A 16,992-nucleotide genomic window follows, 5' to 3' on the forward strand; every position below is an offset into this window, starting at 1 on the left:
GGCGTCCGGCGCCGGGCGTCCTTCCCGCCTCCTTGCCGCCCCTCTCCTACGGCTGTTCGCCCAGCCCCTCCGGCAGCCGGCCGGTGTGCACCACCCCGAGGGTCTGGGTGGCGCGCGTCAGGGCCACGTAGAGGTCGCTGGGCTCGTGCTCCGCCGGTTCCACGACGATGACGGTGTCGAACTCCAGGCCCTTGGCCTGGCGCGGGTCCAGCAGCACGACCGGGCGGGTGAGGTCCGGCTCCTCTCCCACGCGAACGCCGGGCAGCGCGGCCGCCAGTGCCCCGTGCAGCTGCCGCGGGGCGATCACCGCGAGCCGGCCCTCGACCGGGGCGCCCTCCCGTACCGCCTCGGCGACCGCTGCGGCCAGGTCGTCCGTCGCCCGGATCCAGGGCCGCCGGCCGGTGGACCGGATCGAACGCGGCGGTTCGAAGCCGGGGTGGCGGGCCCGGAGCACGGCGGCCGCGACATCCATGATCTCGGCGGGCGTGCGGTAGTTGACGCCGAGGCGTACGAGCTCCCAGCGGTCCTCGGCGTAGGGGCTCAGGATCTGCTGCCACGAGCCGCAGCCGGCCTCGTCGCCGGTCTGCGCCGGGTCGCCCACCAGCGTCATCGAACGGGTCGGGCAGCGCCGCATCAGCAGGCGCCACGCCATGGCGGACAGCTCCTGCGCCTCGTCCACGATCACGTGCCCGAAGGCCCAGGTGCGGTCGGCGGCGGCCCGCTCGGCCGTACTGCGGTGGTCGTCCTCCTCCTGCCGCTCCGCCATCCGCTCGGCGTCGATGAGGTCGTGGGCCGCGAGGAACTCGTTCTCCATGTCCTCGAACTCGTACGACTCCGATCCGGCGGACAGGTCGAGAACGCCCTGGGCGTACGCGACGCGCTCCAGCCGTTCCCGTTCCTCGGCGGCGCGGCGCGCGGTGTCGTCGATCCCGAGCAGCTCGGCCGCCTCGTCGAGCAGCGGGACGTCGGCCGGGGTCCAGTCGGCGTCGCCCGTCGTCGTACGGCGGATCAGCTCGGCTTCGTGTTCCGGGAGGTGGGTGGGATCCGCGAGGTAGTCGGCGATCAGCTGCCGGGGCGTGAGCCGCGGCCACAGCGTGTCGATGGCGGCGTGCACCTCGGCGCTGGTGGCGATCTCCTTGCCCAGCTGCGCGATGTCGTCGGGGCCGAGCAGGTTGGGGCCGCCGTACGGATCGGCGCCGAGCCGGTCGGCGAGCTGCGCGGTGAGGGCGTCGATGACGCGGAAGGCGAAGTGGGGGCGGGCCAGGTTGTGCGGCAGCCCGGTGGCGCGGGCCCGGTCCCGGGCCTCGTGGGCCATGGTCCGGTCGAGCAGCAGGGTCCCGTAGTCGTCGTGGTCGATCTCCAGGGCGGGCTCGGGGACCCGGTCGGCCTCCTCGCCGCTCCCCGCGGGCACGGTCTCGGGCAGCGCCTGCCGGTCGCGCACGACCTGGGCGAGGGTCCCGGCCATCGTGGCGCGTCCCTTGACCGCGGCAGCGCCGGGGCGGTCCACGGCCGTCGCGCGGACGCCGGGGAACAGCTCGCCGGGAGTGGCGAGCAGGACGCCGGTCTCGCCGAGGGCGGGGAGCACCTCGCCGATGTAGCCGAGGAAGGCCGGGTTCGGTCCGACGATCAGTACGCCGCGCTTGGCGAGCAGCTCGCGGTGCGCGTAGAGGAGGTACGCGGCCCGGTGCAGGGCCACGGCGGTCTTGCCGGTGCCCGGTCCGCCCTCCACGACGAGGATCCCGCGGTGGGTGGAGCGGATGATGCGGTCCTGTTCGGCCTGGATGGTCTGCACGATGTCGTGCATCCGGCCGGTGCGGGCGGCGTCGAGCGCGGACAGGAGCACGGCGTCCGCGTCGGCCCCTTCGTAGCCCGTGCGCTCGGTGTCGGCGAGGTCGAGGATCTCGTCGTGCAGGGCCGTGACCTCGCGTCCGCGGGTGGTGAGGTGGCGCCGGCGGCGCAGCCCCATGGGGGAATAGCCCGTCGCGAGGTAGAACGGGCGCGCGACATCGGCCCGCCAGTCGAGCACGAGCGGGGTGCGCTCGGCGTCGTCCTGCCTGATTCCGATGCGGCCGATGTGGTGGTCCTGACCGTCGGAGAACTCGAGCCGGCCGAAGCAGAGGCCGTTCTCTCCCGTGTTCAGAGCGGAAAGCAGACCGGACTGCTCAGCGACCATGACGTCCCGTTCCAACCGCGCCTGGAACCCGCTGCCGACCGCGCCCAGTGCCCCCTGCACGGCGCGTTCGGCCTGGTCACGCAGGTCGTCGAGGCGCGCGTAGAGGGTCGTGATGAATTGCTGCTCATTCCGGAATTCTTCGGTTGACAATTCCACTCCTGACGCGATATGGTGTCTCCATAAGCTTCTTCACTTCATCGCCCGGCGAAGATGTGAAACATCAAATATACACAAACAAACACCCCGGACCCAATCGGTCCGGGGTGTTTTTGTATGCCGGGATTCATCAAAACCTATTCGGCCTGGCCGGCTGCCTGGGCGGGGCCGCTACCGCAGCGTGCGGACCTTCTGATCGCTCAGGTCGTAACGCGCGGCCGTCACGGCCAGGCGGCCGGTGGCTATTCGGCGGGCGATGTCGGGCTCCGCCGCCAGCCGGGCCCGGGTGCGGCGGGCATGGGCGTCGATGGTGGCGGCGATCCGGGCCTCACCGTGCCGGCCGTGGTCGATGGAGGGCCGGATCTGGTCGGCCAGGTACTGGATGTGGGCGGGCAACCGGGCGCCGGTCTCGTCCGCGTGGACCGCGGCCCCGACGGCCCCGCACGACTGGTGGCCGAGGACCAGGACCAGGGGAACCTCCAGCTCCAGGACCCCGTACGCGATGCTGCCGAGCACCGCCTCGTCCAGTACCTCTCCGGCCGAGCGCACGGTCAGCAGATCGCCGAGCCCCTGGTCGAAGACGAGCTCCGGCGGCACCCGGGAATCGACACAGCCCAGCACGATCGCGAAGGGGTGCTGCTCCCGCGCCACTTGGATGCGTACGGAGGGTGATTCGCGCGGGTGCTGCTGGCAGTACGCGGCCCAGCGCCGGTTGCCGGCCGTCAGTCGGCGCAGGGCCTCGTCCGGAGTGACGGGACGGGCTCCGCCAGCGGTACCGGCGGCTGCCTCGGTATCGGCTGCCTCGGTATCGGCGGCCTTCTGGAGTTCGGCCCTATCTCCCCTATCGGCGATCTCGGCGTTGCGGTCGGAGGCGGAGGCCGGGGAGACGGCGCCGAGACCGAGGACTGACCCGGCGGCCGCGGTGCCCGCCAGGGCCGTGCGCAGGAGGATACGGCGACTGGGCGAAGCAGCGCGGGGCGCCTGTGTGTTCGAAGACATTGGGGGACGCTAACCCCGTACTTTTCCATCCGGCTCTCCCCCAACGGGAATTGGCGGATTCCGCCCGGAGCCCGGCGCGATCAGGACGGCCCGCCGGCCTACACCCCCTCGGCCCTGCGTCTTTACGCTCCTACGTCCTTACGCCCCTACGCCCCTACGCCCCGGCGAGGGTCGCCGGTTTGACGGCATCGGGGCCGTAGCGGGCGCGGGCACGGTCGGCGGCGGCCTCGATGGCGAGCGCCTGGTCGTCGGCGGGATCGAAGGTGAGCTGCCTCCTGGACTCGGAGGCGGGGCGCAGGGCGTCGGCGCGGAGGTCGAAGGAGCGTACGCGTGCGCGCTGGAGGCCGAGGAGCCGGTACAGGTCGTAGGCGGCGCCGGTCAAGGGCCGGGTGTGGTGGGTGGGTTCGGTCAGGGCCCGGCTCCGGGTGGTCGCGGTGCGGTCGGCGTAACGGACGGTGAGGGTGAGGCCGGCGGCTGCCTGGCCTTCTCCGCGGAGGCGGGAGCCGAGCCGGTGGGCGAGGCCGAGGAGGGCGCGGTGGTGCTGGTCCGCGTCGAGGCAGTCGGCGTCGAAGGAATGGCAGGCGCTCATGGATTTGGGGAGGGGCCGGGGCTCCACGGGGCGGAGGTCGTCGCCGTGCGCGTGGGCGTGCAGGGCGCGACCGGTGGCCGATCCGAAGAGTCTGGTCAGGGTGGGCAGGGGTGCGTCGGCGAGGTCTCCGATGGTGTGCAGTCCGTACTTGGCCAGCGCGGCCGCGGTGGCGGGGCCGACTCCGTAGAGGGCGGCGACGGGGCGGGGACGCAGCCAGCCGGTGACCTCCGCCTCGGTGAGGACGGTGGTTTCACCGAGGGGGGTGAAGGCGGCCGTCATCGTGGCGAGCATGCGGTTGGGTGCGACGGCGCAGGTCGTCCGTACGCCGTGGAGGGCGACGGTCCGCAGCCGCAGGAGGGCGGCCAGGTCTTCGGCGTCGCGCTGCCAGTAGCGCAGGGATCCGGTGATGTCGAGGTGGGCGGTGTCGGGCGGGATCGGCTGGACGCGGGGTGTGATGTCGGCGGTGAGGTCGAGGAGTTGTCCGTACAGGCCGGTGTCGGCGCCGTCGGGGAAGTGGAACCGGGCGTTGAGGATCTGCTTGTGGGGGCCCGGCGTGTGGAGGTCAGGCGTGTGGAGGTCAGGCGTGTGGGAGCCCGGCGGCTGGAGGCCCGACTCGTCGGGATTCTGTTCGCTAACGCTCTGCTCGAAGGCGCCCTGCTCTACGGCGCTCTGCTCTACGAGGCTCTGCTTCATGGTGGTCACCCCGCCGATCCGGGGCTGGTGTAGCCGAGGGATGTGAGGTCGGCGGCGCGGGTGCCGGCGGGCTGGAGGTCCGCGTAGGGGTGGAGGCGTGCTCCGGCGGTGCCGTTGGTGAGGGTGCGTGCCGGGCCGTTCCGGTCCGGGGCCGGGGCGGAGCCGTTCTGGGCGGGGGTGGGGGCGGGGCCGGAGCGCCCGAGGAGGGTGAGGGCGGCTTCCGGGCCGTGGTCGCGGCGGGCGGCCGCGATCTCCTCCAGGTTCCAGACCATCTGGCCGACGACGGTGCGGCGCGGGCCGCGGGCTTCGACGGTGCCGCGGACCAGGAGCAGCCCGGAGTGGAAGACGGTGTGGGCGCAGGCGTCGTGGCTGTCCTCGAAGAACGCGATGTCGACGAGGCCCCGGCCGTCCTCCAGGGTCACGAAGATGACCCTCTTGCCCGAGGGGATCGGGGGCGTCTGCGTAGAGGCCCGGACGCCCGCGACGAGGACCTTCTGCCCCGGGCGCATCGCCGCGAGGTGGGCGGAGTCGGTGGCGCCGAGCTCGCGGAGCAGCCGGTGGTGGTGCTCCATCAGGTGGTGGGAGACGTCGATGGACAGGACGTCGATCTCGGCGTTGAGGGCCTCGCGGCTGGTCATCTCCGGCAGTCCCGAGGACTGGGCGGTGACGAGTTCGCCACCGAGGGCCAGCTGGCCGTCGACGGCGCGGGCCCGGGTGTGGCGGTGGAGTTCGGCGACCTGGAGCAGGAGGTCGCGGCGGGTGAGCGGTCCGCGCAGGGTGTCGAGGGCGCCGATCTGGATGAGGCGCTCGGCGATCGGCAGGGCGGAGTGGGCCCGTTCCCAGAAGTCCTGCAGCCCGTTGTACGGCTGCCCGGCCGCGATCCGCTCCACCTGCTCGCCGGAGATTCCCTTCACCGACGACAGCGAGAGGCGTACTGCCCACGCGCCGTCGGGCGCCCGCTCGACGCGGTGGTCGGGCGCGGAGCGGTTGATGTCGACAGGCAGGACGGGGACACCGTGGCGTCGGGCGTCGGAGACGATCACCCGGGGCGGCCACATCCCGGGGTCGTGTTCGAGCAGTCCGGCGTAGAGGGCGGCCGGGTGGTGGGCCTTGAGCCAGGCGGACTGGAGTGCGGGGACGGCGAAGGCCACGGCGTGCGCGCGGCAGAACCCGTACGCGCCGAACGCCGCGATGATTCCCCAGACCTCGTCGAGGACCGTGCTGGTGTAGCCGCGGGCGCCCGCCTCCCGCCGGAACCACGCCTCCACCCGGGGCAGCCGGTCGGGGCCGGCGAGGGCGCGGCGGGCGATCTCGCCCAGTGCCCGGTCGCAGCCGGTCATCACCCTGAAGATCTCGATGATCTGCTCGTGCCAGATGGTCACGCCGTAGGTGTCGGCGAGGACCGGCTCCAGGTCGGGGTGCGGGTAGTGGGGGGCGGCCCCGTGCCGGGCCGCGATGTAGAGGGCGGGCATGCCGCCGGCGACCGGGCCCGGACGGAACAGGCTGATGTCGGCGATGACGTCCTGGACGCCGCGGGGCTGGAGGCGGCTCACGAGGTCCTGCTGGCCGGGGCTCTCCAGTTGGAACATGCCCACGGTCCGGGCCTTCCTTATGAGCTCGAACGCTTCGGGGTCGTCCAGCCGGACGTGGTCGGGGTGGTCGAGGTCGAGCTGGCGGCCGGTGGTACGGCGGATCTCGGCGACGGCGTGGGCCATCGCCGATTGCATCCGCACGCCCAGGACGTCCAGTTTCACCAGGCCCAGGGCTTCGACGTCGTGCTTGTCCGCCTGGACCATCGGGTACCGGCCGCCCGGGGTGGGCTGTACGGGCAGCCGGTCCAGCAGGGCGGCGTCGGAGATGACCACCCCGCACGGGTGCATGGCGTAGCCGCGCGGCAGGCCGTCCAGGCCCTCGGCGAGCTCCCACAGCGGACCGTACGAGTCGGCCTCGGCGGCGAGCTGCTTCAGCTCGGGGAGTTCGGCGAGGGCGCCGCGGATGTCGCAGGCCCGGATGTGCGGGAACGATTTGGCGACCGTGTCGACGGTCTGCGGGGGCATGCCGAGGGCGAGGCCGGTGTCGCGCAGGGCGTGCCGGGCCCGGTACGTCTCCGGCATCGAGGCGACGGCCACCCGCTCGGTGCCGAACCGTTCGATGATCCTGTCGTAGACCTCCAGTCGGCGGGCCGACTCCACGTCGAGGTCGATGTCGGGGAGCGAGGCCCTCCGGACACTGAGGAAGCGTTCGAACAACAGGTGGTGTTCGAGGGGGTTCGCCGTGGCGATGAAGAGCGCGTGGTTGACCAGGCTGCCTGCGCCGGAGCCGCGGGCCGCGACCCGGATCCCCATGGCGCGGATGTCCGCGACCACCTGGGCGACCGCCAGGAAGTAGGACTCGAAGCCCAGCTTCCCGATGACGGAGAGCTCGTCCTCCAGCCGTTCGACCGCCTGCCGGTCCTGGTCCAGGCCCCGCGCGAACATCCCCTCCTCGCAGCGTCGGCGCAGCAGGGCAGAGGCGCCGTTGCGGCCGGGGGCGGCGCCCACCACCTCCGGTTCGGGGAAGCTGGAGCGCCCGAGCCGGCCGGGCTGCGCGATGCCGAGGTCGGCCGTCGGGTCGAGCACGCACTGCTCCGCCGTACGTACGGTCTCCGCGAGCAGCGCCGCCGCCCGGCGCGGGCCGGCTCCGGCGGCCTCGGCGATCCGCTCGGCGGCCGCCGCCATCGCGGCGGGCCCCTTCAGCCAGCGCTCGCCGGAGTCGAGGCGGCGGTGGTCGATCGGGCGCAGCAGGCGGGCGGAGTCCAGGACGTCGGCGAGGCGGTGCTGGGCGGGGTCGGCGTAGCGGACGGCGTTGGTGAGGACCGCGGGGACGCCGAGCCGGTCGGCGAGCCCGAGGGTGCGGGCGGCCAGGCGCAGCGAGCCGGGCCCGGTGCCGGAGAGCCCGTACCAGAGCACCTCCAGCCTCAGGCCGGGGCCGACGAGCTCGCGCCACGGGGCGAGGAGCCGTTCGGCCAGGTCGGTCCGGCCGGCCGCGAGGGCCCGTACGGGTTCGGAGACCGGGCCGAGCAGGACCATCAGGCCTTGGTCCGCGTACTGCCGCAGCACGGGCCAGGAGACGACCGGCGGCCCGCCGGCGGCGTCCGCATGGGCTGCGGAGACCATCCGGCACAGCCGTGCCCAGCCACCCGCGTCCCGCGCGAGCAGGGTGACCCGCAGGGCGGGCTCGACGACGTGCGCCCCGCCCCGCACCGGCGTCCGCACCGGCCGGGGGGTGCCGGGACGGGGGCGGGGGGTGGGGCTGGGGGTGGGGTCGAGGCCGGGGCGCGGGGAGGGGTCGGGACGGTGCTCGGCGGAGCCGAGGAGCCCGCCGAACGGAGCGACGGCCACGTCGACCCCGAAGACCGGGCGCACCCCGGCCCTCCCGGCGGCCTTCGCGAAGCGGACCGCGCCGGCGACGGTGTCCCGGTCGGTGAGCGCGAGCGTGCCGACATCCCGCTCCACGGCCCGTTTCACCAGGTCAGAGGGGTGGGATGCGCCGTAACGAGCCGAGTACCCGCTCGCGACATGAAGGTGCACACCGGCACACATGAGTCCCACCTCCGATCACCCGGCCGCCCCTTTCCAGCCACCCTGACCAGATTCACCCAGCATATCGAACATAAATCGAACAATGCGAGCGCGATTCTCCGCCCCCTCGGGGTCCCGCTGCGACTGTGACTGAGCGCGATAGTTGGCGCTTGAGCACGCTAGTTGGCGGCTGAGCGCGATGGTTGGCACACACGATGAGACTGGGTCGCCCTGAGCAGGGTGTCTCCGAATTCTCGGCGGTTCGTGGGTGGGTCGGCAGGTGCCCTAGACACTCTCCAGCCGGCCCCTGGGGCGCGGCCGGGGGAGGCATGATCGAATCTCTGGGGATTCGATGGTGGGGGTGTGGTGTGGAGGACTGGCGGACCGATCCGACGTTTGCGATGTGCCGTGCGCTGCTGGACGGAGCGGATCTGGCCTCGTTCATGGGAGGAGCGTTCGATGTGCGGGCGGTCGTGGCCGGCATCGGGCCCGAATCCAAGCGCGGGTTCCTCCTCCGCGCTGTCCCGTGGGGGAACTTTCCCCACGGCAACGATGCCCGGGATGCCGTTCACCTGCTGCACGCAGGCGACGACCCCGCCCGCCGCGCGACGGGCCTGCTGGGCGGCCTGTGTGCCAACGACAGCCGAGCCGCCGCCGCCCTCGCCGTACCGTTCCTGATCTCCATCGCCACCGAGAGCCACCACCCACACCGTGCCGACGCCCTCGGCGTACTCTCCGCCCCGGCCCGCGCCCGGCACTTCGGCGTCGCCTCCCGCGACGAATTGCTTCTCCACCGCACCGACCCACGGCGCCACGCACCCGACGACTACGACGACTACGGCGTCGAGGTGACCGGCTACCCGGCAGGTTGGTCGGTGGCCGCCGCCCGAGCCGCGATCACTACAGGAGCGCCCGTACTCCTGCCCCTTCTCAACGACCCCGACCCCACCATCCGCATCGACGCCGCCTACGCGCTGGCCACCGCCGCCGACCCCGATCACAGGGTCCGGTCCACCTTCGCCACCAGGCTCGCCACGGAGCGGGAGCCCATGGTCCGCGCCGCTCTACTCCTCGCCGCCGCCGAGACCACCCGAGCCGACGTACACCCGCCGACCGGCTCGTGGATCCGCGAGCGGTGGCAAGACCGGGCCCAGGCCCCCGAAGCCCGCCTGGCCGCAGCGATCGGCTGGCTCTGCCTCACCGACGAACCCGCCCCCGAGGACCTCCGCAACATTTTTGACGTCCTCGCCACTCACGAACGCGCCCACGCCATGGAGGCCCTGCCGTGGATGACCGCCGCCGGATCCGGAGAACCGGGACTCCTTCGCTGCGTTCGCCGCATGCTCCACCCCGAACAGCCCGAACCGGACGATGACCCCTGGGCCGGCCTGTTCTGAGCAACGCGTGACCGGTCGCGGCCCTCGGTCATGCCGCCCGCGTTGTGCATCGAAGTTGTCCATCGGTGCCAGATAGCGTGCACGGTCACAGGATTGTGACTGAGCGCTTCACTTGGCGGATGAGCGCTTGAGTTGGCGGGGGTGAGCATGTGAGGTGGCGGGTCCGCTGATCGGAGGCGCCGCGGCGACTGCTGCACATGGGCAATGCCCGTGCAGCCAGTTCGCCACGGCGGTGTGAAACGACGCGGGCGGCAGCGTGCCACCGACTGCTGCCTCCCGTTTCAGATCACGAGGACCGCGCAGGCCAGGGCTGCCGTGACCCATTGTTCCCAGGTGCGGTAGGTGCGTTGGTCCGCAGCCTGGCCTGCAGTAGTCAACAGGCGAAGGGCGGCAGCCAGGGCGAGGATGCTGGAAAGCGCCCAGGCCACCCAGGCCGGCCAACCGTGGTGGGCCAAGTCGTACAAGACAAAGGTAACGGCCGGCAGGAAGGCGATGGTGGCGGTCAGGGTGCTGCGGGTGAGGCGCTCACCCCAGACCAAAGGAGCCGTACGCCGTCCCGCCTGCCGGTCTCCGTCGATGTCGCGCAGGTCCTGGATGTGGATGGTGGCCATCACGCAGGCGGTGAGAGTAAGGATGATCCGCCAAGCTCCCGCCTCAAGTGGTGCGGCGATCTGCCAGCAGGCCGCCCAGCCGAGCATTGTTGAGGCGGCGGTGTAAAGGTTCTTGCTCAACGGGTGCCGGTCCACCCACTTACTGATCGTTTCAGAATGAGTTCGGGGGGCTGGGCAGGGCGGTCCAGGCGGCCGACCTACCAGACCAGACCGCGGTGGCCCAGGCGGACGCGACGCCGAGCACTGCGGTCATCGCATATCCGCCGACAGCGACTGGCGCCGACAGGCAGGATCGTCTACGAGTGGATCGGAGAGACGCGTGCAGATGGCAGTTGGCCTCCATGGCTACTCGTCATCCTGCTCGACGCGCTGGCTGTGTGTGCCGGGCTGCATGTGGAAGTGGTCGGCTGTGGCGATGGCTGACAGGAGGAGGGCCATGGCGGCGGTTGTGGCCCAGCCGGCGAAGCTGGTGGCCCAGCCCAGGGGTACGGCGACGGCGGCTCCGATGAGGCGTTCGGTGGTGCGGCCGGTGCCGAGCAGGGCACGGTAGGCGGCGTGACCGAGGAGGAAGATCGCGGTACCGCAGCCGAGCCACCAGGAGTTGGTGTGGTGGTTGAAGTGGTGGACGGCGTCGGTAGTGCCGGCGGCGACGAGGACGATGCCGATGACCATGACGAGGTGGCCGAGGCCGAAGGGGTAGACGGCCAGGAGTTCGCGGCGGCGTTCGGGTGCGCCTTCCAGGGCGGTTGCGGCCCGGGTGTCGTCGCCGTCGAAGTAGATCCACCAGAGGCCGGCGGCGACGGCGATGCCTAGGACGACGCCGAGAGCCAGCGTGGGGCCTACCGCGGCTCCTTGGGCGCCGATGCCGATGGCGATGATGGATTCGCCGAGCACGAGGATGACGATGAGTCCGTGCCGTTCGACGAAGTGGTGCGGTTCGATGACGAAGCCTCGGATGCCCCCAAGCATGGGCGAGAGGACGAAGAGGAGCAGGACTGCGGCGGCCCAGCACAGCCAGGTGAGGGTCTGGGGAAGGTAGGGGGCGATGAGGATGAGCACTCCGGCGCCGGCGTTGAAGGGCACGGTGCGGATGATGGCGGTTCTGGCGGATGCCCGGTCGGCGGTCAGGAATAGCAGGCAGTGGATGGCGACGGCGGCCAGGTAGGCGAGCGGGAAGGCCAGACCGTCGGTGTCGAAGGCGAAGGGCAGGTCGAGGCCCATGATGAAGAACGCCATCATGGCCAGTACCAGCAGGAGCCGGATGACGGTTGCGTCGGGGCGGACCGCGTTGGTGAGCCAGCTGAAGCCGAGGAACATCCACCACACCACGGTTAGGGCCAGCAGGGCGTGCAGGAGGCCCTCCCAGCCGGGATGGGATTCGATGTGGTGGGTGACCTGGGTGATCACGAAGACGAAGACGAGGTCGAAGAACAGCTCGATCGTCGTCACCTGGCCGGTTGCCGCTCGGGTACGCAGCCTGAGTGGGCGAGATGTGCGCGGGCTCATCAGTGGTGGTCTCTTGTCCTTGGGATCGCTGCCCGGCCCGGGCCGGACGGAGTATGCACAGCTGCGGTGGAAATCTGGCTCGCGTGATTGTGGCGCACACGCGGTGCTTTTACCTGGAGCATCGCCCACGCAAGAAGAGGGGAGGGATCCCGGCCCACGGCCTCACAGGGAGGAGGCGGCTTACCGGATGCGTGGTCAGGCGTGGACGCCGACGATGGACTTGGTCTCCAGGTACTCGCCGATGCCGAAGTCGGCCCACTCGCGGCCGTTGCCGGACTGCTTGTAGCCGCCCCAGGACGTGTTGAAGTCGAAGTCAGCGTCGTTGATCAAGACGTAGCCGGTGCGCATCCGTTCGGCGACAGCGAGAGCCTGCTGCGGGTCGCCGCTTGTGACGTATCCGCACAGGCCGTAGGGGGAGTCGTTGGCGATGGTGATGGCGTCTTCGATGCTCTCGTAGGCGATCACGGACATGACCGGGCCGAAGATCTCCTCGCGGGCGATGGTCATGTCGTTGGTGACGTCGGCGAAGACGGTGGGTCTGACGAAGTGCCCGTCCTTGAGAGTGTCGGGCAGGTCGGGCTTGCCGGGGCCGCCGGTGACGAGTCGGGCGCCTTCCTCGATGCCTTTGCGGATGTATCCCTGGACGGTGTCCCACTGGCCGGCGGAGACGACCGGGCCCATGGAGGTGCCCTGCGAGTGCGGGTCACCGACCTTAAGCGCCTCGGCTGCCGGGGTGAGGGCGGCCAGGAATTCGTCCTGTCGTTCACGCGGAACCAGGGTGCGGGAGGCTGCGCCGCAGGTCTGTCCGCTGTTCAAGAGCGCGTACAGCACGGCGGTGTTCACGGCGGTGTCCAGGTCGGCGTCGGGGAGCACGATCTGTGGGGACTTGCCGCCGAGTTCGGTGACGACCCGTTTGGCCGTGGGCGCCGCGGCGGTGAGCACGCCGACCGCGACCGGTCCGGAACCGGTGAAGGAGATCATGTCGACCTCCGGGTGCTGGTTCAGGGCATCTCCGATGACCGAGCCGCGGCCCAGGACGAGGTTGAACACGCCGGCGGGAACCCCGGCCGCTTCCAGGATCTCCGCCAGCACGACGGCCGAGTACGGGGTCAGCTGAGCCGGTTTGAGCACGACGGTGCAGCCGGCGGCGAGCGCGGAGGCGACCTTCCCGGCGGGCTGGAGGGCGGGATAGTTCCACGGAGTGATCAGCGCGCACACGCCGATCGGCTCGCGCCGCACCCACGTGCTTCCGCGCTTTTCGACGAGGTCCAGGTTCCGCAGGGCCCGTGCGGCGTTGTGGAACTGGCTCTGGCCGGAGGGCACGTGCAAGCTGCGGGAGAGGTCCAGGGGGGAGCCCAGCTCCTCGGTGACGGCCTGAGCCATGTCCTCGGCACGGCGGGCGTATTCGGCGCCGATGGCTTCCAGGAGGTCCACTCGCTCGGCGGCAGTGGTGATGGAGAACGAGGCGAAAGCGTTCCTGGCGGCCGTGACCGCCCGGTCGACGTCGGTGGCACCGCCGAGGGCGGCCCGGCCGCTGGGCCGTCCGGTGGCGGGGTCGGTCAGCTCCAGGACGGCGGGCTCGGCCGGCGCCGTCCAGCTGCCGTCGATGTACAGGTTGTGAAACTCACGCATGGCAGCCTGCCTTGCTCCGTTTGAGGGAAGGGGGCGGGATGCCGGACGGCGGTGGGGCCGCCGTCCGGCGAGTGGTCCGCGACGTGAGGAACATCGGACCACCCTGGGTTGCTGGTGGCGCTGCCGGTCAGCTCTGCGCGGGGGTGAACACGCCGCGGAAGCGCATCTTCCCGGAGGCCAGGCGGTCGTAGGCCTCGGTGGCCCGGTCGAGCGGGAAGGTCTCGGTGATCGGCTTGACCTTGCCCTTCGCGGCGAGGTCGAGGACCTCGCTGAGGTAGTGCTGGCCGCCGTGGGTGGAGCCGATGACCTGCTGGCGCATCATGTGGAACGGCACGCCCTCGGAGGAGATGGAGAACGGCTGGCTGAAGTCCAGCCCGCACAGGATCACGCGGCCGGAGACGCGCAGGCCCGTCATGGCCTCCTCGGCCGCGCCGAAGGCGTTGGTGGTGACCAGCAGGATGTCCGCGCCGCCGAGCTCGAGGAGTTCCTTGCCGTTGGCGACGACGTGGTCGGCGCCCAGCTGGGTGGCCAGGTCATGCTTGTCCGGGGAGTGGGTGATCGCGATGGTCTCGAATCCGCACGCCTTGGACAGCTGCAGGGCCACATGGCCCAGTCCGCCGATGCCCAGAACGGCGACCTTCTCGTGCGGCTGCGGGGACGCGTCCCGCAGACCGCTCCAGGTGGTGTAACCGGCGCACATCATGGGCGCGGCATCGGTGTACGACAGGCCGTCCGGCAGCAGCACCGTCCCCTCGGCCGCGATGGCGATGTACTCCGCGTGCCCACCCTGCGCGGAGAACCCACTGGTGCGGGGCGCGACGCAGTTCATCGCGGTCTGCCCGGTCAGCGGCCGGTTCTCGCGACAGTAGGCACAGCGGCCACAGGCGGACTGCACCCAGGTGGTACCAACCCGGTCGCCGACCTGGCGCGTGTGCACCCCGGCGCCGACCTCGACGACCTCACCGACCACCTCATGGCCCGGCGTCTGGGGGTAGAGGTCCCCGCCGTAGCCCTGCGTGGACCAGACATCGGTGTAGCACATGCCCGACGCGTGAACCTTCACCAGCACCTGCCCCGGCTCCGCCGTCGGGGTCGGGACCTCCTGGACCTCCCACGGCTTGTTCGCGCCGGTCATCACAACTGCCTTCATGACTGCTCCTTGCTTCGATGCGTCTGGGGTGGGCAGCGTCGGCGGGAATCGCTCGCGCAAGAGCGAACCGAGCAACCCGTCCGGGGTAACCACCTAGGTAGGTACACCGTAGCCCCGGTCAGGATGATTTATCAATAACCAGGTAGTTACCCTCTTGATTCTCACGCCTCGAGGCACGGACGGTAACGCGAAGTGCGCCATCGGTGACGCCGCGAGGCTCCTCTGGCGTCCGCGATGTCCAGTGTGTCGGCCCATCGAGCACCCCGCATGTCAGCCGGATCGGCAAAACGCCAGGCCTATGAGCGGCGGCGTACCCGGTTTGGCCGCTTTGCGTCGGCAGCTCCGCAGCGGGCGGACGGCATCATCAGTAACTGTGTAGTTACGCCCGTGTGGGGGCACTATCCTTCCCCTATGCCGCCCGACGCCACCGCTACGAAGAGACGCCTGCTGGACGCCGCCTACAGCGAGTTCGCCCAGTACGGGCTTGCCGGCGCCCGCGTGGAACGCATCGGCGAAATTGCGCAGGCCAACAAGCGTCTGATCTACGTCCACTTCGGCAACAAGGCCGACCTCTTCGACATCGTGGTCGCCAAGAGCCTGGCCGACCTCGCAGAGGCCGTCCCCTTCGACGCCGACGACCTCTCCCGCTACGCGGGCGACCTGTTCGACTACCTGCTGGAACACCCCCAGGTACTACGCCTGACCGGCTGGGCCCGGTTGGAACGGCCCGAACCCACGGCAGCCGAGGTGGACGCCTACCGCCCCAAGATCGATGCCATCGTCTCCGCCCAGCACAGCAACTCCGTCACCAAAGAAATCGCCCCCACGGACGTCCTCGCCCTCGTCCTCGGGTTGACCACCGCCTGGGCCAGCGCCTCACCCGCCCTGCAATCACTGGCTCCCGAAGCCCCCTGGTCCCCTGAGCGACTGCGCCATCACCGCGCCGCGATGACCGCCGCCGTGCAAGCCTTCGTTGCCTCCTGACCCCCGTTTCCGCCGACGGAAACGGGGGGTCACCCCGCACAGATCACACCCGATCACCCGCCAGCCGGCCGCAGGGAACTCGTGACCGCTCAGCAGGCGAGCTCACCACTCAACGCTGAGCGCAGCTGCCTGGTCTGGCTCACCGGGCTTGCCGCCTCAATGGGCCCCACCTCAACGGGGATCTTCCTCCACTCTTCCGGACATGATCAGCCATCTTGTGCCCGATGACCTGTGGGACCGCATTGCCCCGATGCTGCCGCCTCACCCTCAGCGGCGGCATCGATACGCAGGACGACACCGAACATGCGACCGCATCGCGTTGGGCGGCATCATCTTCGTCCTGCGCACAGGTGTGACCTGGCGCGACGTGCCACGCCTGTGGGTTGCTCGGGAGTCACGGCCTGGCGCCGCCTACGGGACTGGACCGAAGCCGGCGTCTGGCCACGGCTGCACGCCGCGATCCTCACCGAACTACGGACGGCCAGGCTGCTGGAGATGGACGACTGTGCCATCGACGGCTCGCACATCCGCGCCCTCAAAGGAGGCGCTCACACTGGACCATCTCCGGTTGATCGAGGCCGCCCCGGCAGCAAGCATCACGTCATCGTCGACCGGCACGGCACACCGCTCGCAGTGTCACTGACCGGCGGCAACCGGCACGATGTCACCCAGCTCATGCCGCTCGTCGATGCCATCCCGCGGATTCGTGGCCTGCGTGGCCGCCCACGAAATCGCCCACGACGCCTGTACGCCGACCGCGGCTACGACTTCGACAAGTACCGCCGACTCCTCCGGCGCCGAGGGATAACCCCGAAGATCGCCCGCCGTGGTGCCCAGCACGGCTCCGGCTTGGGCAAGACCCGATGGGTCGTAGAGCGGACCTTCGCTTGGCTTCACCAGTTCAAGCGCCTCCGCACTCGCTACGAGATACGCGCCGACTTGCACCAGGGGCTACTCGAACTCGCCTGCAGCCTCATTTGCTTGAGGCGACTTCGAATCTCATTCTGAAATGATCAGTTAGTGCGGGCGTCAGAGAGCACGATCACCTCCCAGAGAAGCGCCCACCACAGCACGCCGAACAAGAGGCCGGTCAGCGGGAAGAGCACCATGACGGCGCCTTGAACGGTACGGGCGACTCTCTCGGGGATGAGGCCGGAGGGGATGGGCCGCCACGGCTTGTTGATCCTGTCTTCCTCCACCGACACCAGCTGGCTGCTGATGGCATGGAGGGCAAGAAACCCAGTCATGTAAACCGCGGCCTCGACGATCGCCAAGGCGAAGGCGGCCGGGGCGAGGCGTGCGTGATGAGCTGCCACGACAGCAAATGCGGTCCCGGGGTAGATGGTCATCCATGGGTCAGTGCGCACGAAAAGAACCGCAACCCGAAGATAGCCACGCAACCGGGCTAAGAGGCCGCCCCTGCCGGGCAGCGGCGAGCGCACTTGAATGCTCACGGTCGGTCATCCTCTCCACAACGGGCAGTAGAAACCGGGCAGACACCGCACATCCGGCGAGCCCAGTAAGAGGTCATCTCATTTGGTT

Annotated in this window: 12 protein-coding genes; 3 read left to right on the forward strand and 9 right to left on the reverse strand. The window is 70.5% G+C overall.

Features of this window, described 5'->3' with window-relative positions; genetic code table 11:
* Nucleotides 1–46: 46 nt before the first annotated feature.
* The 4 genes from J7E97_RS19850 to J7E97_RS19865 form a co-directional block, all read right to left on the reverse strand.
* Nucleotides 47–2,323, reverse strand: coding sequence for an ATP-binding domain-containing protein (locus J7E97_RS19850; RefSeq protein ID WP_215028942.1), 2,277 nt, complete (start codon nucleotides 2,321–2,323; stop codon nucleotides 47–49).
* Between the two features lie 177 nt (nucleotides 2,324–2,500).
* Complete coding sequence (locus tag J7E97_RS19855) at nucleotides 2,501–3,328, reverse strand: carbonic anhydrase (RefSeq protein WP_215028945.1); 828 nt, start codon at nucleotides 3,326–3,328, stop codon at nucleotides 2,501–2,503.
* A gap of 154 nt (nucleotides 3,329–3,482) precedes the next feature.
* Nucleotides 3,483–4,610, reverse strand: coding sequence for a hypothetical protein (locus tag J7E97_RS19860; protein ID WP_215028948.1), 1,128 nt, complete (start codon nucleotides 4,608–4,610; stop codon nucleotides 3,483–3,485).
* A gap of 5 nt (nucleotides 4,611–4,615) precedes the next feature.
* On the reverse strand, nucleotides 4,616–8,191 hold the full coding sequence (locus J7E97_RS19865; protein WP_215028952.1) for a DNA polymerase III subunit alpha: 3,576 nt from the start codon (nucleotides 8,189–8,191) through the stop codon (nucleotides 4,616–4,618).
* Between the two features lie 308 nt (nucleotides 8,192–8,499).
* Here J7E97_RS19865 and J7E97_RS19870 point away from each other — a divergent pair, with 308 nt between their 5' ends.
* Complete coding sequence (locus tag J7E97_RS19870) at nucleotides 8,500–9,567, forward strand: hypothetical protein (protein WP_215028954.1); 1,068 nt, start codon at nucleotides 8,500–8,502, stop codon at nucleotides 9,565–9,567.
* A 281-nt stretch (nucleotides 9,568–9,848) separates the two neighbouring features.
* Here J7E97_RS19870 and J7E97_RS19875 read toward each other — a convergent pair whose 3' ends face one another.
* The 4 genes from J7E97_RS19875 to J7E97_RS19890 form a co-directional block, all read right to left on the reverse strand.
* Nucleotides 9,849–10,298 (reverse strand): UbiA family prenyltransferase, encoded by a 450-nt coding sequence (locus J7E97_RS19875; RefSeq protein WP_215028956.1) that lies wholly within the window; start codon nucleotides 10,296–10,298, stop codon nucleotides 9,849–9,851.
* Nucleotides 10,299–10,523: 225 nt separating this feature from the next.
* Complete coding sequence (locus J7E97_RS19880) at nucleotides 10,524–11,627, reverse strand: low temperature requirement protein A (protein WP_215028959.1); 1,104 nt, start codon at nucleotides 11,625–11,627, stop codon at nucleotides 10,524–10,526.
* A gap of 252 nt (nucleotides 11,628–11,879) precedes the next feature.
* Complete coding sequence (locus tag J7E97_RS19885) at nucleotides 11,880–13,316, reverse strand: aldehyde dehydrogenase family protein (protein ID WP_215028962.1); 1,437 nt, start codon at nucleotides 13,314–13,316, stop codon at nucleotides 11,880–11,882.
* A gap of 127 nt (nucleotides 13,317–13,443) precedes the next feature.
* A complete protein-coding gene (locus tag J7E97_RS19890; RefSeq protein WP_215028966.1) occupies nucleotides 13,444–14,466 on the reverse strand; it encodes an alcohol dehydrogenase catalytic domain-containing protein in 1,023 nt (340 codons plus the stop codon).
* A 411-nt stretch (nucleotides 14,467–14,877) separates the two neighbouring features.
* Between J7E97_RS19890 and J7E97_RS19895 the strand changes: the two genes are divergently transcribed.
* Together J7E97_RS19895 and J7E97_RS19900 are read left to right on the forward strand one after the other, a co-directional pair.
* Nucleotides 14,878–15,450 carry a TetR family transcriptional regulator gene (locus J7E97_RS19895; RefSeq protein WP_215028969.1) on the forward strand — a complete coding sequence of 191 codons (573 nt, stop codon included), beginning with the start codon at nucleotides 14,878–14,880 and terminating at the stop codon, nucleotides 15,448–15,450.
* 202 nt (nucleotides 15,451–15,652) lie between these two features.
* A protein-coding gene (locus J7E97_RS19900; RefSeq protein ID WP_251054824.1) for an IS5 family transposase occupies nucleotides 15,653–16,458 on the forward strand; the annotation gives its coding sequence in 2 pieces (ribosomal slippage) (nucleotides 15,653–15,818 and nucleotides 15,818–16,458; 807 coding nt in all).
* A 5-nt stretch (nucleotides 16,459–16,463) separates the two neighbouring features.
* Here the strand turns inward: J7E97_RS19900 and J7E97_RS19905 are convergent.
* Nucleotides 16,464–16,904 carry a UbiA family prenyltransferase gene (locus J7E97_RS19905; RefSeq protein ID WP_215028972.1) on the reverse strand — a complete coding sequence of 147 codons (441 nt, stop codon included), beginning with the start codon at nucleotides 16,902–16,904 and terminating at the stop codon, nucleotides 16,464–16,466.
* Nucleotides 16,905–16,992 lie beyond the last annotated feature (88 nt).

The organism is Streptomyces sp. ISL-66, assembly GCF_018614135.1.
Lineage (GTDB): Bacteria > Actinomycetota > Actinomycetes > Streptomycetales > Streptomycetaceae > Streptomyces.